General features: G+C 56.2%; 18 protein-coding genes. 12 read left to right on the top strand and 6 right to left on the bottom strand.

The features are described 5' to 3' along the window. The first annotated feature begins 18 nt into the window (after nucleotides 1-18). From G340_RS0103830 to G340_RS0103810, 5 genes are all read left to right on the top strand, one after another. Nucleotides 19-810, top strand: coding sequence for an acyl-CoA dehydratase activase (locus G340_RS0103830; RefSeq protein WP_020072336.1), 792 nt, complete (start codon nucleotides 19-21; stop codon nucleotides 808-810). Continuing rightward, entirely contained in the window at nucleotides 807-2,087 is a 1,281-nt protein-coding gene (locus G340_RS0103825; RefSeq protein ID WP_020072335.1) for a 2-hydroxyacyl-CoA dehydratase subunit D, read from the top strand. Before G340_RS0103830 ends, G340_RS0103825 begins: the two co-directional genes overlap by 4 nt. A 17-nt stretch (nucleotides 2,088-2,104) precedes the next feature. Then, the gene (locus G340_RS0103820; RefSeq protein ID WP_020072334.1) at nucleotides 2,105-3,226 is read left to right on the top strand and encodes a 2-hydroxyacyl-CoA dehydratase subunit D; all 1,122 of its coding nucleotides are present in this window, start codon (nucleotides 2,105-2,107) and stop codon (nucleotides 3,224-3,226) included. A 12-nt stretch (nucleotides 3,227-3,238) separates the two neighbouring features. Then, on the top strand, nucleotides 3,239-4,804 hold the full coding sequence (locus G340_RS0103815; protein WP_020072333.1) for an acyl CoA:acetate/3-ketoacid CoA transferase: 1,566 nt from the start codon (nucleotides 3,239-3,241) through the stop codon (nucleotides 4,802-4,804). A gap of 259 nt (nucleotides 4,805-5,063) precedes the next feature. Next, nucleotides 5,064-5,474 (top strand): (deoxy)nucleoside triphosphate pyrophosphohydrolase, encoded by a 411-nt coding sequence (locus tag G340_RS0103810; protein WP_020072332.1) that lies wholly within the window; start codon nucleotides 5,064-5,066, stop codon nucleotides 5,472-5,474. 285 nt (nucleotides 5,475-5,759) lie between these two features. Here G340_RS0103810 and G340_RS0103805 read toward each other — a convergent pair whose 3' ends face one another. From G340_RS0103805 to G340_RS0103785, 4 genes are all read right to left on the bottom strand, one after another. After that, nucleotides 5,760-6,491: a GltB/FmdC/FwdC-like GXGXG domain-containing protein gene (locus tag G340_RS0103805; protein WP_020072331.1), complete on the bottom strand. Its 732-nt coding sequence runs from the start codon at nucleotides 6,489-6,491 to the stop codon at nucleotides 5,760-5,762. A gap of 128 nt (nucleotides 6,492-6,619) precedes the next feature. After that, nucleotides 6,620-8,128 (bottom strand): glutamate synthase-related protein, encoded by a 1,509-nt coding sequence (locus tag G340_RS0103800; RefSeq protein WP_020072330.1) that lies wholly within the window; start codon nucleotides 8,126-8,128, stop codon nucleotides 6,620-6,622. Continuing rightward, a complete protein-coding gene (locus G340_RS0103795; protein WP_020072329.1) occupies nucleotides 8,128-9,222 on the bottom strand; it encodes a class II glutamine amidotransferase in 1,095 nt (364 codons plus the stop codon). The genes G340_RS0103800 and G340_RS0103795 overlap by 1 nt, the downstream gene beginning before the upstream one ends. A 416-nt stretch (nucleotides 9,223-9,638) precedes the next feature. Continuing rightward, nucleotides 9,639-9,983 (bottom strand): helix-turn-helix domain-containing protein, encoded by a 345-nt coding sequence (locus G340_RS0103785; protein WP_020072327.1) that lies wholly within the window; start codon nucleotides 9,981-9,983, stop codon nucleotides 9,639-9,641. A gap of 158 nt (nucleotides 9,984-10,141) precedes the next feature. On the opposite strand from G340_RS0103785, the gene G340_RS0103780 reads away from it, so the two are divergent. After that, nucleotides 10,142-10,795 carry an HD-GYP domain-containing protein gene (locus tag G340_RS0103780; RefSeq protein ID WP_326522315.1) on the top strand — a complete coding sequence of 218 codons (654 nt, stop codon included), beginning with the start codon at nucleotides 10,142-10,144 and terminating at the stop codon, nucleotides 10,793-10,795. Nucleotides 10,796-11,147: 352 nt separating this feature from the next. Here G340_RS0103780 and G340_RS0103775 read toward each other — a convergent pair whose 3' ends face one another. Together G340_RS0103775 and G340_RS0103770 are read right to left on the bottom strand one after the other, a co-directional pair. Next, nucleotides 11,148-12,074, bottom strand: coding sequence for a pseudouridine-5'-phosphate glycosidase (locus G340_RS0103775; RefSeq protein ID WP_020072325.1), 927 nt, complete (start codon nucleotides 12,072-12,074; stop codon nucleotides 11,148-11,150). 120 nt (nucleotides 12,075-12,194) lie between these two features. Next, on the bottom strand, nucleotides 12,195-13,445 hold the full coding sequence (locus G340_RS0103770) for a PfkB family carbohydrate kinase (protein ID WP_326522314.1): 1,251 nt from the start codon (nucleotides 13,443-13,445) through the stop codon (nucleotides 12,195-12,197). A gap of 242 nt (nucleotides 13,446-13,687) precedes the next feature. Between G340_RS0103770 and G340_RS0103765 the strand changes: the two genes are divergently transcribed. The 6 genes from G340_RS0103765 (at nucleotide 13,688) to deoD (ending at nucleotide 20,077) form a co-directional block, all read left to right on the top strand. Beyond that, on the top strand, nucleotides 13,688-14,395 hold the full coding sequence (locus G340_RS0103765; protein ID WP_020072323.1) for a Crp/Fnr family transcriptional regulator: 708 nt from the start codon (nucleotides 13,688-13,690) through the stop codon (nucleotides 14,393-14,395). 72 nt (nucleotides 14,396-14,467) lie between these two features. After that, nucleotides 14,468-15,973 carry a YjjI family glycine radical enzyme gene (locus G340_RS0103760; protein WP_020072322.1) on the top strand — a complete coding sequence of 502 codons (1,506 nt, stop codon included), beginning with the start codon at nucleotides 14,468-14,470 and terminating at the stop codon, nucleotides 15,971-15,973. After that, nucleotides 15,970-16,806: a YjjW family glycine radical enzyme activase gene (locus tag G340_RS0103755; protein ID WP_020072321.1), complete on the top strand. Its 837-nt coding sequence runs from the start codon at nucleotides 15,970-15,972 to the stop codon at nucleotides 16,804-16,806. The genes G340_RS0103760 and G340_RS0103755 overlap by 4 nt, the downstream gene beginning before the upstream one ends. A gap of 369 nt (nucleotides 16,807-17,175) precedes the next feature. Continuing rightward, on the top strand, nucleotides 17,176-18,177 hold the full coding sequence (locus G340_RS0103750) for a LacI family DNA-binding transcriptional regulator (protein WP_020072320.1): 1,002 nt from the start codon (nucleotides 17,176-17,178) through the stop codon (nucleotides 18,175-18,177). 2 nt (nucleotides 18,178-18,179) lie between these two features. Then, complete coding sequence (locus tag G340_RS0103745) at nucleotides 18,180-19,349, top strand: phosphopentomutase (protein WP_020072319.1); 1,170 nt, start codon at nucleotides 18,180-18,182, stop codon at nucleotides 19,347-19,349. 17 nt (nucleotides 19,350-19,366) lie between these two features. Further along, nucleotides 19,367-20,077 carry a purine-nucleoside phosphorylase gene (deoD, locus tag G340_RS0103740; protein ID WP_020072318.1) on the top strand — a complete coding sequence of 237 codons (711 nt, stop codon included), beginning with the start codon at nucleotides 19,367-19,369 and terminating at the stop codon, nucleotides 20,075-20,077. Nucleotides 20,078-20,123: the final 46 nt, after the last annotated feature.

Genomic DNA, 20,123 nt, shown 5'->3' with positions numbered 1-20,123 from the left:
GAAAGGGGAAGCCGCCGCATGTATACAATGGGCATCGATATCGGTTCTTCTTCCTCCAAGGCGGTTGTTCTGCAGGACGGCGTCAAGGTGGCTGCCGCCGCCGTTGTTCCGGCCGGCACCGGCACCAGCGGCCCCAAACGGCTGCTGGCCCGGCTTTCGGAGCAAAGCGGCCTCTCGCCGGCAGATATGGCGTTTATCCTTTCCACCGGATACGGCCGCTCGCTGCTGGCAGTCGCCGATCTGCAGATGAGTGAGATTTCGTGCCATGCCAAAGGGGTATTTTTTCAGAATCCCGCGGCGCGAACCATCATCGACATCGGGGGACAGGACGTCAAGGCGATTTCGCTGGACAGCCAGGGCAACATCCACCAATTTTACATGAACGACAAGTGCGCTGCGGGAACGGGGCGGTTTCTGGAGGTTATGTCCCGTGTGCTGGAGGTGGGGCTGGGGGAAATGGCGGAGTACCATTTCCGCTCCAAGCACCCGGCCTCGGTAAGCAGCACCTGCACCGTATTTGCGGAGTCGGAGGTGATCTCGCTCCTGTCTCAGGGCAGATCGAAAGAAGATATTATCGCCGGCGTCCACCACAGCGTGGCGGCGAAGGCCTGCGCGCTGGCCCAGAGGGTGGACATTGAAAACGAGGTAGTTCTGTGCGGCGGGGTGGCGCTGAATAACGGCGTCGCCGACGCGATTCAAACGGAGCTCGGCGAAAGGCTTGCGGTTGCGCGCAGCCCTCAGCTCACCGGTGCGTTGGGAGCCGCCCGCCTGGCTTATGAAGAAGCAAAACGAAAGGGGAAATCAGCATGAGTGAAAAAGCAATCAGCCAAATGACTGCGAAAGAACTGCTGGCCTATTATCAGGCAAAGCTGGATGAGGAGGCAAGGCAGGCCAAAGCCAAAGGCAAGCTGGTCTGCTGGTCGGCCTCTGTGGCCCCGCCCGAGATGTGTGTGGCCATGGATATTGCAATGGTATACCCGGAGACACACGCCGCCGGCATCGGTGCGCGCAAAGGCTCGCTGGATATGCTGGAGGTGGCCGACCGCGACGGCTATTCGGTGGACTGCTGTTCCTACGGGCGGGTCAACATGGGCTACATGAAGCTGCTCAAGGAGGAAGCCATCACCGGCAAAACTCCAGAGGCGCTGGCCAACTCCCCGGCTGCCCGTGTTCCGCTGCCCGATTTGGTGATCACCTGCAACAACATCTGCAACACACTGCTTAAATGGTACGAGAATCTGGCCGCGGAGCTGAACATTCCCTGTATCGTGATCGATGTTCCCTACAATCATACCATGCCCGTTCCCGCGCATTCCAAGGAATACATCGCCGACCAGTTCCGAAACGCCATTTCTCAGCTGGAGGTGATCTGCGGGCGTCCCTTCGATTATCAAAAGTTCCACGAGGTTCGCCAGCAGACGCAGCGCTCCATTGCGCAGTGGAACCGGATCGCCTCTATGAGCCGGTTCAAGCCCTCTCCGCTCAACGGCTTCGACCTTTTCAATTACATGGCGCTGGTCGTTTGCGCGCGCAGCCGGGATTACGCAGAAATCACCTTCCGCAAGTTCGCGGATGAGCTGGAGGAGAAATACAAAAACGGCGAGTACGCCTTCAAGGGAGCGGAACAGAGCCGCATCACGTGGGAAGGCATTGCGGTATGGCCTTATCTGGGGCACACCTTCAAATCCCTGAAAAATATGGGGACCATCATGACGGGCTCCGCCTACCCCAATATGTGGGATTTGACTTACGACGCCGAGGATGAATCGCTTCACTCCATGGCCGAGGCCTATACCCGTACATACATCAATACGTGCCTGGAGAACAAGGTCAACGTCCTTTTGGGAATTATGGAAAAGAGCCAGAGCGATGGGGTGCTCTATCACCTCAACCGAAGCTGTAAGCTGATGAGCTTCCTCAATGTGGAAACCGCGGAATTAATCCATGAGAAAAACGGCCTGCCTTACGCCAGCTTCGACGGCGACCAGACCGATCCGCAGAACTTTGCCCCCGCCCAGTACGACACCCGTGTGCAGACGCTGGGAGAGATGATGAAGAAGCGGTCTTCTGCGGCAGATGTGGAATAAGGAGAGGAGAAAACAGCATGCAAAAGATAAATACGTTATTCAAGCAGTTTCGGGACATTGCCGCCAATCCCCGCAAAATGATGGAGGACTATCGGGCTGAAACCGGGAAGGGCGCCATCGGCATTCTGCCCGTGTACTCCCCGGAGGAGCTGGTTCACGCTACGGGCTATTTGCCGATTGGGCTTTGGGGAGCAAACCGGCCCGTGACCAAGGCCCGCGCATACCTGCCGGCGTTTGCCTGTTCCATCATGCAGCAGGTGATGGAGCTGGAGTGCGAGGGCGCTTACGACGACCTGGCCGCCGTCGTTTTCTCCGTCCCGTGCGACACCCTCAAGTGTATGAGCCAGAAGTGGAAGGGAAAATCCCCCGTGCTGGTCTTTACCCACCCGCAAAACCGGGGGCTGGAAGCTGCCAACCGTTTTTTGGAGCACGAATATCTCATCCTGAAAGAAAAGCTGGAGAAGATCACCGGCGTGCAGATCACCAATGCCGCTCTGGAAAATTCCATCCGGATTTATAATGAAAACCGGGCCGTCATGCGCGAGTTTTCTCAGCTGGCTGCCCAGTATCCCCAGTTGATTTCCGCCGTTGACCGTCACGCGGTGTTCAAATCGCGCATGTTTGTGGAAAAATCCCGCCATACGGCTATGGTGCGCTCCCTGATCGAAGCGCTGCAGGCGATCGAGCCGCAGCCCTGGGACGGCAGAAAAATCATCCTGACCGGTATTCTGGCGGAGCCGGACGGCCTGCTGGAAATTTTGGATCAGCTGAAGCTGGCCGTCGCGGCGGATGATCTGGCCCAGGAATCGCGACAGGTGCGCGTGGACGTACCGGACGGGAACGAAGCTCCGCTGTACCGTTTGGCCCGCGTATGGCAGAATATGTACGGGTGCTCTCTGGCTGTGGATACCCGGAAAAGGCGCGGCCCCATGCTCGTGGATATGGTGCGCAAAACCGGCGCGGACGCCGTGGTGGCGGCAATGATGAAATTCTGCGACCCGGAAGAATGGGATTACCCCATCTACCTGCGGCAGTTTGAAGAGGCCGGCATTCTCCACCTGATGATCGAGGTAGATCAGGAAGCCACCGCTTTCGAGCAGGTGCGAACCCGTCTGCAAAGCTTTGCGGAAATTCTGTAAGGGGGCGGCGAGATGGAGAAGGTCAAAATCATTACTGCCGAAGAAGCGGCGAACCTTCTGCAGGACGGCGACACCCTGACCACCAGCGGCTTTGTCTCCAGCTGTATTCCGGAGGCGCTCAACAAAGCGGTGGAAAAGCGCTTTTTGGATACAGGGCACCCGAAGAACCTGACCTATGTTTACGCCAGCTCCCAGGGGAACAAAAAGGGCTGCGGCGGCGAGCACTACGCGCACAAGGGCCTGCTCAAGCGGTTTGTGGCCGCTCACTGGGCAACCGTCCCCCGTTTGGGGGAAATGGCCCTTCGCAATGAGCTCGAGGCCTATAACCTTCCCCAGGGCGCGCTGTGCCACCTGTTCCGCGACATTGCGGGAAAGAAGCCCGGCACCGTTACGCAAGTGGGGCTCGGTACGTTTGTGGATCCGCGCAACGGCGGCGGAAAGCTGAATGAGGTTACCACGGAGGATATGGTGGAGCTGATCCGCATTGGGGGCAGGGAATATCTTTTCTACCCCTCCTTTCCCATCCAAGTCGCTTTTCTGCGGGGCACCTACGCGGATGAAACCGGCAATGTGTCGCTGGAAAAGGAGGTTGCCACTTTGGAGGCAACCTCGGTGGCGCAGGCGGTGAAAAACAGCGGCGGAATTGTGGTGGTGCAGGTTGAGGCGGTTGTGGCGGCCGGAACGTTGGACCCCCGGCTGATCAAAATACCGCGCATCTATGTGGACTATGTGGTGGTTGCCGCGGCTGATGATCACGAGCAGTGCCTGGGCTGCGGCTACGATCCGTCCATTTGCGGCGAACGCCGTATTCTGACCAATGTTGCCGCCACCGCTTCCTTCCCCATGAGCGCCAAGAAAATCATCGGCCGCCGGGGAATGCTGGAGCTAAGGCCCGGGGATGTGGTAAACCTGGGCGTGGGCGCGCCGGAATATGTAGCGGCGGCCGCCGCGGAGGAGGGCATCGGCGACCGGATGACCCTGACGGTGGAGAGCGGCCTGATCGGCGGGATTCCGCAGGGCGGGCCCCGGTTCGGCTCCTCGCAAAACGCAGAAGCGGTGCTGGATCAGGGCTACCAGTTCGATTTCTACGATGGCGGCGGTCTGGATCTGGCGTTTTTGGGGCTGGCGGAGTGTGACGAGAAGGGCAATATCAACGTGAGCCGGTTCGGCCCCAAAATCGCGGGCTGCGGCGGATTTATAGATATTTCTCAGAACACGGGCAGAGTGTGCTTTTGCGGCACCTTTACCGCCGGCGGCCTAAAAGTTCGCGTCGCCGACGGCAAGGTACAGATTGACCAGGAGGGAAAGCAGAAGAAATTCCTCAAGAAAGTGGAAGAGGTGACCTTCAGCGGCGATATGGCGGTCAAAAACGGGCAGCATGTCCGGTATATCACCGAGCGCTGCGTTTTGGAGCTGCGGGAGGACGGTATGCATCTGATTGAGATCGCGCCGGGCATAGACCTTGAAACCCAAATTTTGCAGCAGATGGAATTCTCACCGATTCTGGACAAAATCAACGGAGAAATTCCGCTGATGGATTCCCGTATCTTCGACGAGGGAAAGATGGGCATGGCCTGAAAGCCGCGCTCTGAGTCCCGTTCACATACAACACCTCATCAGGGGTGTGTTCATTCGATTGTTACCCGAAAAGAGCATCGGCATTCCGGCGTTTTGGCGGCTGTAACCCCGCCTTGTCGGAATGCCGATGCTCTTTTGAATTACCTCAGCAGTTTTGTTTGCGGTGCACACGGGCTATATAGCCTTTACATTGACAAATGGAGCATGATAAGCGAAAATGAGGCAAGAGAAGGATAAAATCAGGAGGGAGTGAAAAGCAATGACAGAGGTGGTCGCCGCCCTGATCTGGGACGGGAACCGGTTTATGATCTGCCAGCGCCCGGCCGGCAAGGCCCGGCCGCTGCTGTGGGAGTTCGTCGGGGGAAAGGTTGAGCCTGGGGAAACAAAAGAGCAGGCGCTGATTCGGGAATGCCAAGAGGAGCTGGGGATTACGGTGCGGCCCGGCGGCGTGTTCTGCGAGGTGACGCACGATTACCTCGATCTTACGGTGCATCTGACTTTGTTGCACGCTGTGATTTCATCTGGGACACCGCAGAAGCTGGAGCACAACGATATCCGCTGGATCACGCCCGAGGAAATCCCGCAATACGAGTTCTGCCCGGCAGATGTGGAACTACTGGAGAAAATTATACAATATAATGAAAGCGTTTCCCGTGCCGCGCCGCTCTGAAAGCGGAGCGGCACGCCCGACTGATCTGCCGTATGGAAGGGGAACGGAACGGTCATGCGGCACGGTCAAAAACAGCAGGAAGGGTGACGCCGTTTGGGAGCACCCTTCCTGCTGTTTTTGGAAATTGTTGCAGGCAAATAAGAGAATACAATCGCGGCCGCGCCCGAAAAGAGGCCAGCCCCTTTTGCCGCCCTTACGGCGCGGAGGGGGCTGGCTTCTTTGCCGGAGAAGGCTTTCAGCATCCTCATTCAGCTGAAAAACAAAAAATTGGTAAGGGATGGGGGGTTACGACAGATAAGTGGTGTAAATGGAGTGGTAGGGGTTATTGGTATTCGGCTCCAGAACATAGAAGGGCTTCTCCAGAATTTGCTCCTTCTCCACGCTGAAATGCTCGCAGAAGCTTTCTAGGTACCCGTCGATGTGATCCAGATCGTATTTCGTCGCTTTTCTCGAGACAACCTGGGCGGGAAGATCCTCCGGCAGGGAGTCGCAGCGCAGAAAAATGCAACCGCCGTGCATTCCGGTGCAACATTGCGCGCCTACCGGGGCCTCTGCCTCCTCATTCAGGCCCAGCACGATGATGGTGCCGCCCGCCTGGTACTCGCCCAAAAAGCTCCCGGCGCTGCCGCCGACCACCATGACGGGGCTGTTTTCCTGATACGCCTTCATATGAATACCGGCCCGAAAGCCGACGTTTCCTTTAATATAGATTTCACCGCCGCGCATGCCGTATCCGGTTGCGTCGCCGCAGTTGCCGTGGATCACGATGCTGCCGTTGTTCATCGTGTCGCCGGTGGCGTCCTGCGCGTTGCCGTTTACCTCAATATCGGCGCCGTTCAGGTAGGCGCCAAGGGCGTTGCCGGGCGTGCCGTTGATGGTCAGCTTCCGTTGCCCCATGCCGCTGCCGATGAATCGTTGCCCCAGGCAGTTGTCGATAATCACGTTTTTGTCTTCTGTGTTCCTGATTTGCTCGTTGAGCACCCGGAAATTCAAATTGTTCGTTGCGTTGATTCTCATAACCAGCACCTCCTGTAGAATTGTGGCTTCGTCATATTGTTTTCAAAAAGCGGATAAGGGCTTCTCCCGCTCCCGGCGGGGGCAATCACCGCGCCCTGATCCCGCTCCGTTTTCGGTGGAATGGTCTGTTATTCTCCGGCGTGTTTAATGCCGAGAATGTCGAGCTCTTTCTGGTTCAGCCCGATTCCGCGGAGCATCAGGCGGTTGCCCTTGAGCGCTTCAATGGAGTTGATGCCCATGCCGCCCATCATTTCCATGATTTCGTGCTGCCAGGCGGATACCAGATTCACCAGCCGGCGGGTTCCCTCGTCGGGGTCAAGGCGCGCCACCAGATCCGGGCGCTGGGTGGTGATGCCCCAGTTGCATTTGCCGGTCTGACAGCTGCGGCACATGTGGCAGCCCAGCGCGATCAGCGCGGGGGTCGCGATGTAAACTGCGTCCGCGCCCAGTGCGATGGCCTTGAGCACGTCGGCCGAATTGCGAATGCCGCCGGAAACCACCAGTGAAATATTGTTGCGGATGTGCTCCTCGCGCAGGCGGTCGTCCACCGCGGCCACCGCCAGCTCAATGGGAATGCCCACGTTGTCGCGGATGCGGGTGGGAGCGGCGCCGGTACCCGCGCGGAAGCCGTCGATGGCGATGATGTCCGCTCCGCTGCGGGCGATGCCGCTTGCGATGGCCGCCACGTTGTGAACCGCGGCGATCTTGACGATGATCGGCTTGGTGTAGGCGGTCGCTTCCTTCAGGGAGTAGACCAGCTGCCGCAGATCCTCAATGGAGTAGATGTCGTGGTGAGGGGCGGGGGAAATCGCGTCGCTGCCTTCGGGGATCATGCGGGTTTTTGAAACCTCGCTGCCCACCTTGTAGCCCGGCAGGTGCCCGCCGATGCCCGGCTTCGCGCCCTGGCCGATCTTGATTTCGATTGCGGCCCCGGCGTCGAGATAGGCCTTGTGAACGCCGAAGCGCCCGGACGCCACCTGAACGATGGTGTTCTTGCCGTATTTGTAAAGGTTCTCGTGCAGGCCGCCCTCGCCGGTGTTGTAGTAGGTGCCGAGCTGCTCGGCTGCCCGCGCCAGGCTTTCGTGCACATTGTAGCTCACCGCGCCGTAGCTCATGCCTGCGAACAGAATCGGAACCTTCAGCGTCAGGTGCGGCGGAGCCTTATCAAATTGCAGGCGGCCCTGCTCGTCGCGCTCTATTTTGCTCGGCTTTTTGCCGAGAAAGGTGCGGGTCTCCATCGGTTCGCGCAAAGGGTCGATCGAAGGATTCGTCACCTGAGAGGCGTTGATCAGGATTTTATCCCAGTAAATGGGGTAGCTGCGGGGATTGCCCATGGAGGAGAGCAGCATGCCGCCCGAGCCCGCTTGCTGAATCACCTCGTTAATCGCGGAGGAAGTCCAGTTGTCGTTGAGCTTGTAGGTGTTGTCGGACTTGACGATTTTCAAGGCCAGTGTGGGGCAGAACGCCACGCACCGCTGACAGTTGATGCACTTGGTGCTGTCGGCCCGCATGCTCTTGGTTTTCGCGTCGTAGGTATGTACGCCCAGCCCGCATTGCTTTACGCAGATTTGACAGTTGGTGCACAGGTCCTTATTGCGCACGACGGTATAATCAGGATATAAAAAATCCATAGACATTACAGCTGCGCCTCCTTGTTCAGTGTGTAGATCACCGGCTCGCCGTATTTGGGAGCAAAAATGCGATCCAGCTCCGGCTCAATGGCGCGGATGGCGCATTCCTCGCTGGCGATGTAAACCATGTCGTCTTTTTCCGCCGCCACAAGCGAGCGGAGCTTCAGGCGGTCGTTCAGGGCCATGATTCCACCCTCAAAGCCCAGCAGAATCGAGAACGGGCCGGTAATCAGCATATCTGAGAAAATGTTGCGCAGGCTGGTGTAGTAGCGCCTGCGGTCCTCCGGCATGCGGTCAATCTCCTCCCAGAAGGGGGCTGCGATCACGTCGGCCACCTCCGTCAGGGTGAGCTGCTTTCGGCGGTGCAGGTAGTCGATCATGTAGGTGATAACCTCCGTATCGGTCAGCAGGGCGCATTTGTAGCCGTACATTTCGATAAAGCGCCGGTTGGCGTCGTAACTCGAGATTTCTCCGTTATGTACAATCGTGTAATCCAGCAGCGCGAACGGGTGAGCTCCGCCCCACCAGCCGGGCGTATTCGTGGGGTAACGTCCGTGGGCCGTCCAGGAATAGCCCTCGTATTCCTCCAGCCGATAGTAGCGGCCCACATCCTCGGGGTACCCTACCGCTTTGAACACACCCATGTTCTTCCCGCAGGAAAACACATATGCCCCTGCAATATCGGCGTTGATTTTAAAGACACATTCCACCGCCAGCTCCTTCTCCTCCAGTTCTTTGTCTTGAAGGAAGTGGGGGGAGGGAATTGCAAAATAGCGCCAGATGATGGGTGCGTCGGTAATCTGCGGCATCGGCCTGGTCGGGATCTTTTCCGATACGGAAATTTCAAAATATTTGAGCAGAAGCGTTTCGGCTTCTTCCTTTGCGGTTTCGTTATCATAAAATACATGGAGCGCGTAGCAATCCCTGTGCTCGGGGTAAATACCGTAGGCCGCAAATCCGCCGCCCAGGCCGTTGCTGCGCACATGCATCGTTTCGATGGACGCAATGATTTTTTCTCCGTCGAGCCTTCTCCCATTCCGTGAAAATATTCCGGAGATCGCACATCCGGACGGAATCCGGACTTGGCCCTCTTTCAACATGTTACCAACCTCCCTGACTTGTAAAGGATCTTTCTGATTTTGCATGATATCAATGACAATCCTGCAAAATTAAGCACCACCATCATATGCCAGAAACCCTTACTTGTCAAGGTGGATATGAAATATTTTTAAAATTATAATTCATATTTGTGATTGGAATTGATTTTTTTTGAATTTTTAGATAATTATTGTATATTTTACGCAAGATGAAAACAGCAAAAATGCAGGAGGCGGGAAGATTCTCTCCCGCTTGTTGCGTCAGGGTGAAACGGGTTTTGTATAATGAAACATCAATCGGCTGTCTGCCTTTCTGCGCCCCTGCCGGATTGCCGCTGGAGCGAACGCCTGAAAATACAGAAAAGAAAACCTGCTTTTCTTCAGGCTTTCTTTTCTGTGCCGTGCCGCAGAATTAACTTTTAGGGTTTGCCAAACGCCTTTCGCAAGGAGATTTTCATGCTGGTGATTGTTTCCGCGATCACACGGATTTCTTTTGGGGAGCAGTCGGCGGTGAGCTTAGAAATTTCATTTTGGAACACGTAAGCCGACTGGTCAATGTTTCCGCAAAGAAGCTCATCCGGTGAAACCTCAAGCGCGTTTACAATCGCAATAAAGGTTTTGAGGCTGGGAATGGTATTGCCTGTTTCAATATGGCTCACGTGCGTTGTACCGGTGGAAATGAGCTCGGCTAATTTCTCTTGCGTAATGCCTTTTGCGGTTCGTGTTCTGCGAATCCGCTTTCCAATATCAAGGTAGTCCACCATAATCTCTTTCCCTCCAAAATTATATTTGTTACTTGTATTGTATGTGCAGTTCGACCGTGCTATAATGGTCTAAAAGGGCAGTTAGACTAAATAGTTTAATAACTAAGAACTATTATTCTCTGGCGGCAACGGTAACCTTGATTGTGGAGATGACAAAAATGAATGATTTGTCGGGATCTCACCTGACTCTGGATCACATACTACAAATAATGCCCCATCATCTGTTTGCACATATGAGCCGTGTGGAGTTGTATACCAGAGTGTTTTGCTTTGGAATCGCGTCCGGCAGGCATCCGGAGGTGAGCCTTACAGACTGCCTGCTGTTCGGACGAGCCGCCTTTTTCCACGATATCGGGAAGCTCTGGGTAGATAATTGTATTTTAGAAAAGCCGGGCAAGCTGCTGCCCGAGGAGATATTGATTGTACAGCAGCATCCTATTTATGGGAAGGACATCCTGGAATCCCTGCGAATGAATCCCTGCGCCTTCCAGGATGACCGGGTTTTCCGCCTGACGGCAGAGGCGGCGCTGGGCCACCATGAACGGTGGGACGGCAGAGGGTACCCATTCGGGGTCAAAGGAGGGGATATTCCCATTGTCGCCCGGGTGACCTCCATCTGCGACGCCTTCGACGCCATTATCAGCGGGCGGCCGTACCGCCACAGGCGGCCTGTGGACGAGGCGTTCTGCGAGATTGCAAGGTGCGCAAACACGCAGTTTGATCCTGTCCTTTCAGAATTATTCCTGCAAAATAAAAATCTTATCCTGAAAGCGGTTTGGGCGCAGATGCGGCTGGTTCAGAGCGATTGCTAATGTTGCGCGCAAACAGATTTCTTTTAGTTAGTTTAAGATAACTAATTTGTGAGCGCCCGTCCCAAGACCCTTTCGGAATGATCAAATATTGCCAGAGATCGATAAAACTTCTTATTTTACGAAAGCTGTACCCCCGAACATAAAAACTGCTCAGAGCAATTCTGAGCAGTTTTTATATTGAGCGGTGTTTTATAGTTCCGCGATTGGGCGTGCCGGGCCGTCAGAAGAATGCTTTTCGGCATGAGGGTTCTGCCCGGCATGTATTTGAAATCCGAAGTGAAATTCGGCAGTTCCAAGCAAAAAGCCGAGGGACGGTTTCTCGTCTCTCGGCTTTTCCATTCTGATCAGGGGATTACTTTAATTTGCAAAGCTCGCAGGCAACCTTCGCGCCGAGCGCTGCGTTGTTGTACACCAGGTGGATGTTGGCTTCGAGACTTTTGCCCCCCGTGATCTTCTGAATTTTATCCAGCAGATAGGGGGTGGTGTCCTTCCCTTTGATTCCGAGCTTGTGCGCTTCTTCGCAGGCTTCGTCAATGGACTTTGCAATGGAATCGTGTTCCATGGCGAATTCCTCGGGGATGGGGTTGGTGACGAGCAGGCCGCCCTTCAGGTTCAAATCTTCCTTGGCCTGGAAGATGCCGGCCAGCTCCGCCGGGGTATCCACCCGGTAATCAACCTTAAAGCCGCTCTTGCGGGTGTAGAACGCGGGCAGCTCCTCCGTCTGGTAGCCGAGAACGGATACGCCCTTTGTCTCGAGGTATTCCAGCGTCAGGCCGAGGTCGAGAATGGATTTTGCGCCGGCGCACACCACCATCACCGGGGTGACGGCCAGCTCTTCCAGGTCGGCGGAAATATCCATGGTGGTTTCGGCGCCGCGATGAACGCCGCCGATGCCGCCGGTGGCAAAGACCGAAATGCCCGCCAGAGCGGCGATGATCATGGTTGCCGCAACGGTGGTCGCGCCGTCCTCGCCGCGGGCGGCCAGCACCGGCAAATCTCTGCGGCTCGCCTTGGTTACGTTCAGGCCCTTTTTGCCGAGATAGTCGATCTCCTCTTTCGAGAGACCGGCGCGCAGCTTGCCGCCGATTATCGCGATGGTCGCCGGAACAGCGCCGTTTTCGCGGATGATCTGCTCCACCTTTAAAGCGGTTTCCACATTCTGAGGGTACGGCATGCCGTGAGAGATGATTGTGGATTCCAGCGCGACCACCGGTTTGTTGGCCGCAAGTGCCTCTTTGACCTCGGGCGAAATTTCGAGATATCGTTTCAGCTGATTCATAATAATACTCCTTTCAGCGGTGCTCCGGCTTATGGATACGCATTTCATTTAAAAAGGGCCTTCGGTTGCTTCTCCGCCGCAGGCGGAAAAGCGGACGCCGGGTTCGTAAAAAGGCCATTTTCAAAGCGGATGGGCGGTATCGCTTTGCGGGAGCGTGGTTTTTCTTTGCTGCATTTTCTTCCGTACGTTTTCGCCGCTCATCTGCGGGCTGATGGTTCCCGCGCTTTCAATGCAGATGGATGCGGCGGCCATTCCGGCGCGGGCGCAGTCTTCCATCGGCAAATTCTGCAGCCAGCCCCACACAACCGCGGCCATCATGCTGTCTCCGGCGCCGGTGGTGTTGACGATCTCGCTCCGGTACGGGGGAACGGTGGCATGCCGCTCGCCGTTTGCGCAGTAAACGCCGTTTTGTCCCATGGAGATGAACACCTGTGAAAGGCCGGTTTGCAAAAGCGCGTTCGCCGCCCGCTCCAGCGAGCGTTCATCGTGAATCTTTACGCCGCTGAGCAGCTCGGCCTCGAGAAGATTCGGCTTGAGTGTGTGGAAATTTCCCAGCAGGCCGGAGAGCTTCCCTGCCTTTGCGGTGGAAACCGGGTCGCAGAACAGCGGCACATGAAAGGTTTCGGCAATATAGCGAATCGTCTCGGCGGTCAGGTTGGTGTCGAGAACGCACAGTGCCGCGTTGCCGATCAAATCGGCGCGGCGCTCCAGGTACTGCGGGGTCAGGTTGTCGTAAATCTGCATGTCGGAGATGGCCAGCTCCATATCGCCGTGTTCGTTTGTGATGAACACGTAGGTGGAGGTCGACCCGCCCGGCACGGTGAGCGACTCCGTAATGTCAATGCCCGCGCTGCGGCAGCTGCCCGCCAGCTCCGCCGCATAGGCGTCCTCGCCCAGTGCGGTGATCAGCTTGACCTCCACGTCGAGCATGGCGAGGTTCTGCGCAATGTTCCGTCCCACTCCTCCGGGAGAAAGCGAAACCTGCCCGGGGTTCGAGTCCCTCTGCACCAGAGGGGCAAAGGGTTTTCCGGCAATATCGATATTCGCGCCGCCGATCACAACGACATACGGCGTTTTTTGCAGAATGTAGCTTTTGCCGAGGATTCTTCCCTTTTTCATCAGGTTCGAGATATGCACCGCCACGGAGGAACGCGAGATTCCCGCTTTGTCCGCCAGCTCCTGCTGTGAAATGGTGGGGTCCTTTTCAATCCATTGAAGAATCTGCCGTTCTCTTTCTGTTATCATCCGATCACTTCCTTCATACTGAGAATCCAATGTCTCCGCTTTGACGAGCGGCAGCAGCGAAATCGGTGGTCTGTCACGGGCTTCAAGGCTTTCTCCGCCGCCGACAGTCTGGTGCTTGCAGTACATTGTTTATAATCAAATGTTTATATTCGTAATCTTATGCTTATGAATTTCAAGATTTAGTTTAGCAATCCTGTCTTCATCTGTCAAGAACAAAATGAGAAAATCCGGGAAAATGTGCAATTACCGTCATTTTGCATAAAACGGGTTTGCCTGAATGGAAAATATGCTATATTTCGCAGAAAAGGACATATGTCCTTTTATTTCTCTCCTTGGTTGAGATACAATATGATCAGAGGGGAGGGTGAATGGTGAAGGTTGGCGAATATTTAGAAGCGGAAAGCGAACCGTTCCGCAAAGAGCTTCGTAAGATGCTGGCGAAATACCCGGCAGACGGCCAGGTGTACCCGATCACCCTTTCGGCGGGCGAAAGCCTGATCCATGAGGACGACCCGACCAATATGGTGTACTACCTCATAAAAGGCCGTGTGTCCGTTGTTACCAACCAGACCGGCGTTTCGCGCTACACCCTGACCGAGGCTGCGGCGCCGGAGTTTTTTGGGGAATACGAGGCGCTCGGCGGAATTCCCCGTTATATTGCCGAGGTTCGCGCGGTTACCCCGTGCAGGCTGGCCGCCTTCCCGGTGGATGCCTATCTGCTGTGGATGCGCTGTGATCAGGAGCTGTTTTTTCTGCATGTGCGCTGGATTCTGAACAGCTACATCAACCAGACGGCCAACGAGCGAAGCCTGCATTTTCTCGATTCGGACGGAAGGGTCGTCCAGTTTTTGATCCGCGCATATGAAAAATGCGGAGATATGCCCGAAACCGTAAGGCTCACGTACACGCGCATGGAGATTGCCGAAACAACCGGCAACAGCGTGCGCACGGTGAACCGGGCTGTTTCCCGACTGGTGGAAAAGCACCTGGTGAGCGTGAAAAACGGAAAACTGCAAATCACCGCCGCCCAATACGAAGCCCTGAAAAAAGAGATGGAATCTTTTCTCTTGAAATAAGCCCTGCGCAGAGCGAATCGCCGCCTGCGCGCAATTGTTTCCGCACAGAAGAATCGGAAAGGAGAAATTGTCATGATCGATTTGGAGAACACCTATAAAACCCTCACGTCCCGTGAGCTGACCCACGAGCAAAAGCTGATGGGCCTTGCCAAATGCGCAGAGAACGCGCTGGATGTGCTGAACATTCCGCCGCGCACAAAGCATTTTTTTGAAACCGGTGCAATCAACGACCTGTTTGAAGGGGGTGCGCCGTACCGCCCGCGTTATATTCTGCCCGATTACGAAAAATTTGTGAAGCAGGGCAGCGAGTTTTTGAAGCTGAGCCCGCCCAAAACGCTGGACGAACTGATTTTCTCCCTGATGATCCTGTACCGCCATGTGCCGTCCATCACGAACTTCCCGGTGTATCTGGGCAGCCTTGACAAGATGATGGAACCGTACCTCGACGGACACACAGATGAGGAAATCCGCGAAAAGCTGCGTTTGTTTCTCACGTATCTTGACCGCACCATCACCGACTCGTTCTGTCACGCCAATCTCGGGCCGGAGGATACCCGCGCGGGCCGCCTGATTCTGCAGGTGGAAGCGGAGCTGAAAAATACGGTTCCCAATTTTACCATAAAATACGACCCGGCCGTCACGCCGGATTCCTTTATGGAGCAGGCGATTCAGTGCTCGCTGGACTGCTCGAACCCGGCCATCTGCAACCACCCGGCCAACCGGGCACCGTTCGGCGACCAGTACGGCGTGGCGAGCTGCTACAACATTCTGCCGACGCAGGGCGGCGCATACACGCTCACCCGCGTCACGCTCACCGAGCTGGTGAAGGAAGCGAAAGACGAAGCGCATTTCCTGAACGAGCTGCTGCCGGAATGCCTTGGCCTGATCGCCGACTATATGAACGAGCGCATCCGCTTTATTGTAGAAAAATCCGGCTTCTTCGAGTCGAACTTCCTCGTCAGGGAGGGTCTGCTCTCCAAAGACCGCTTCCTCGGCATGTTCGGCGTTACCGGCCTTGCGGAGTGCGTCAACGCGCTGATGCGGGAGCAGGGGAAGAAATACGGGCATGACCCGGAGGCCGACGACCTCGGCGTGCGGATTATGGAGCGAATCAACACGCTGGTGCCGCAGTACAAGGCGCTGTATTCCCCGATTACCGGCGGTCAGTTCCTGCTGCACGCGCAGGTTGGGCTCGACAGCGACCAGGGCATCACGTCCGGCGTGCGCATCCCGATCGGCGACGAGCCGGCTTCCTTTGCCGACCATTTGCGCCACAGCGCAAGGTTCCACCATTATTTCCCCGCGGGTGTGGGCGATATTTTCCCAATCGCGAGCAACGTCCATCAAAATCCGGCCGCGCTGCTGGATGTGGTGAAGGGCGCATTCTCCCTGGGCGTTCAGTACATGAGCTTCTATTCCGCCGATACCGACCTCATCCGCATCACCGGGTTCCTTGTCAAGCGCAGCGAAATGGAGAGGTACAGAAAGCACGAAACGGTTCTGCAGAATACCACGCAGCTTGGCGCGCCAAACTATGATAAAAATCACCTTGCCGAAAGAAAGGTCCGAATGGCATGATAAAAGTGCCTGTCAACCAGATTATCCCGTTCAGCACGGTCGACGGCCCGGGCAGCCGCACCTCCGTCTTTTTGCAGAAATGCAATATCGCGTGCGGCTACTGCCATAATCCCGAAACGCAGAATCTCTGCAACAATTGCGGCGTCTGCGTGCCGCGATGTCCCGAGGGCGCGCTCTCCATGGCAGACGGCGCTGTGGTGTGGGACGAATCCAAATGCGTATCCTGCAACACGTGCATCGAGGTATGTCCGCACCGCGCGTCCCCGAAAATCCGCTGGATGGACGCCCCCGCCGTGATGAAGGAAGTGGAAAAAAACATTCCGTTCATCCGCGGGATCACCGTTTCCGGCGGGGAGTGCGGGCTGTACCCCCGGTTTTTGCAGGAGCTGTTCACCCTTGCAGGAGCAAAGGGCCTTACCTGCCTGCTGGACAGCAACGGCACCGTACCCTTTGCCCAATACCCGGAGCTGATGAAGGTTTGCGACGGCGTGATGCTGGATGTGAAGGCATGGTCGCCGGGGGTGTTCCGGGCGCTCACGGGCGGCGACAACGCCGCCGTTAAGGAGAACCTCCTGTTTTTGTCCTCCTGCGGGAAGCTCGAGGAGGTGCGTATTGTCAACGTGGAAGGGTATGTCGACGCCGAGGACGCGATTCGCGGCACCGCGGAGCTGCTCGGCCCGCTGACCGGCAGCACGCGCCTTTTGCTCATCTCCTTCCGAAATAACGGCGTGAAGGGCACGTTCGCGGCATTTTCCGCCCCGCCCGCAAAGAGGATGAAGCAGCTCGCGGAGCTGGCCGCTTCCGTCGGGTTCCGCAATATCGTTGTAAAATAACGGCGGTCGGCAGGCGCAATCTGCCGAAGGCATTCCTTTCGTTTCAGAACGGGGAGAGGGAAAATGCAACCCTTTCTCCCCGGTCGGCGGAGGGCCTCTTTCGCCTCAAGCATCACGGTGTAAGGTTCCTGTCTTTTGGAATCAAATCGATCTTTTTAGAAAAACTCCATAAAATTCTATAAATTTAATTTACGAAATGGCAGAAGTGGTTTATAATGTAGACAAACAGACCATTCCGGCCGTTGAATGAAACCGGTTTCAAGCTTTGCGGTGCCGGCGGGCACGTCTTTGCAGTCAGGGCGAACGTTTTGTAATTGCCTGCCGCTTCCCGTGCGGAGAGTGAAACCTTGATACATAAGAAGGTTTTGGGTGAGCATTTTGGTTCATATCAGCGATATTGCCCGCATGGCCGGCGTTTCCAACGCAACGGTGTCGCGCGTGATCAACGGTACGGCTAAAGTGAGCGAGGAAAAAACAAGGCGGGTGAAGGAAGCCATCCGCAAAACGGGGTATAACCCCAACGAAATCGCGCGATCCCTCTATAAAAAATCCTCCCGGCTGATTGGCTATATTGTTCCGAGCATTCTCAATATTTTTCTCAGCGAGGTGGGCCGGGCCATTGAGGACGAAGCGTTTCGCAGCGGCTATAAAATGATCCTCTGCAATTCGGATGAAAATCCCGAAAAAGAGGCATCGTATATCAGGATGCTGACGGGTATGAACGCGGACGGCATCATCATCACCGCGAACAACGAGCACCTGGAGGAGGAGATCCGCAGCTGCCCGATCCCGATTGTACTCATGGACAAAAGCGCGGACGCCTTTTACGCGGCCTCCGTTCAGTCCGACAATTACACCGGCGCACGGATCGCCACAGAGCACCTGATCGACTGCGGGTGCAGAAAGCTGGTGCTCATGCGCGGGCCAATTCAGTATTCCAGCAGCCAGCAGCGCTACCGGGGGTATGTGGACGTTTGCAGGGAGCACCGGATCGAGCCGCTGTTTGTGAGCTGCCGGTACAGTTACGACGAGGGCGTTCAAAGCGCGCGGGAGCTGTTCGAGCGGTATCCCGATACGGACGGGATTCTTGCCTCTACCGATCTGGTGGCGTTCGCCCTGTACAAAGTGCTTTATGAGCAGCGCCGCAGGGTTCCGGAGGACGTGATGATCGTGGGCTACGACGATGTGGGTCTGAGCCGCCTGATGATCCCGACCCTCACGACGGTGGCGCAGCCGATTGAAGAGATCGGCCGGCTGTGCGTACAGCTTATCGTGGAGCAGACGGAGCACGGCACGATCCAACAGCGGGAAAACATGCTGCCGGTTTCTTTGAAAATCCGGGAGACAACCAGACGAAAAGAAGGAGTATGATCATGGATAAACGGGTGTTTTTGATTGTTTTGGACAGCTGCGGCATCGGCGAGGAGCCGGATGCCGCGGAATACGGCGACGAAGGCAGCAATACGCTGGCCGCGTGCGCGGCCAGCCCGTATTTTCATATGCCCAATCTGCAGAAGCTCGGCCTTTTTAATATCGACGGGGTAGACTGCCGGCCAAAGGAGAGCGCTCCCGCGGGTGCCTTCGGGCGTTTGCAGGAGGCGTCCAAGGGTAAGGATACCACGATCGGCCACTGGGAGATTTCGGGCATTTATTCCCCAAAGCCCCTGCCTACCTACCCGGAGGGCTTCCCGGAGGAGATCATGCGCGAGTTTGAGGAAAAAACTGGCCGCCGCGTGCTGTGCAACAAGCCCTATTCCGGCACCGACGTCATCCGTGATTATGGGAAAGAGCACGTGGAAACCGGCGCGCTGATCGTCTACACCTCCGCTGACAGCGTGTTCCAGATCGCGGCGCACGAGTCCGTTGTGCCGCCGGAGGAGCTGTACCGCTATTGCCGGATCGCGAGGGAAATGCTCCGGGGCGAGCACGGTGTGGGCCGGGTGATCGCGCGCCCGTTTACCGGCGAATACCCGAATTTTACACGCACCTCGAACCGACACGATTTTTCAATGGAGCCGCCCGCCGTGACGATGCTCGACCAGCTCAGCGAGCGCGGCTTCGACGTGATCGCCGTGGGCAAGATCAACGACATTTTCGCCGGAAAGGGCGTTACTGAGGCGATCGGCACCAAAAACAACGCGGACGGAATCGAGCGTACGCTGGAATATCTCAAAAAGGATTTTAACGGCCTGTGCTTTATCAATCTGGTCGATTTCGACATGCTGTACGGCCACCGCAACGACGTGGACGGCTACGCGAAGGCGCTTGCCTATTTTGACGAGAAGCTGCCGCAGATTCTGGCGGGCCTGCGCGACTACGATCTGCTGATGATCACCGCCGACCACGGCTGTGACCCCTCCACACCGTCTACCGACCATTCCAGAGAATACATTCCGTGGGTCATTGCCGGCAAACAGGTCAAAGCGGGTGCGAACCTTGGGACAGGGCCCACTTTTGCCAATATCGGCGCAACAATTCTGGAGTATTTTGAAATTGAGCCGCGCATTACCGGAAAATCCAGTCTGAACGAAATATTACGCTGAAGATGGAGGAAACAAAGATGTCAAATGTACCAACGCCCCATAACGCCGCAAAAGAAGGCGAGATTGCCAAAACGGTTTTAATGCCCGGCGATCCGCTGCGCGCAAAGTTTATTGCCGAAACGTATCTGGAAAACGTGACCTGCTTTAATACGGTTCGCAACATGCTGGGCTTTACCGGCACCTATAAGGGGCGTCCCGTCTCTGTGATGGGCGGCGGCATGGGCATGCCCTCTGTTGGAATTTACACTTATGAGCTGTTCAATTTCTATGGCGTAGACAATATTATCCGCATTGGTTCGGCCGGCGGCTTAGCTGACACGGTTCAGCTTCGCGATGTGGTGGCCGGAATGGGCGCCTGCACCAATTCCAGCTATGCCGACCAGTACCGTCTGCCCGGCACCTATGCGCCGATTGCCGATTTCGGCCTGTTGAGCCGCGCAGTGAAAGCAGCGGAAGAACTGGGAATCCCGATGAAGGTCGGCAACGTCCTTTCCAGCGACACGTTCTATGACGACAATGAAGATGCCCTCCCGGCATGGAAGAAAATGGGTGTTCTTGCGGTGGAAATGGAAGCCGCAGCGCTTTATATGAACGCGGCCCGCGCGGGGAAAAACGCCCTTTGCCTGCTCACCATCTCCGACCGCCCGCTGGCCGGGGAATCCCTCCCGGCAGAGGAGCGACAGACCGGCTTTACCCAGATGATGGAGATTGCCCTCGCCCTTGCCTGACCGTTTTCTTTTGGTTTTTAAAGCGGAGCGCTCTGTCGGTTTTGGC

Source organism: Faecalispora sporosphaeroides DSM 1294 (assembly GCA_000383295.1).
GTDB classification, from domain to species: Bacteria; Bacillota; Clostridia; order Oscillospirales; family Acutalibacteraceae; genus Faecalispora; species Faecalispora sporosphaeroides.
This window is presented reverse-complemented; position numbering and strand designations above follow the sequence as displayed.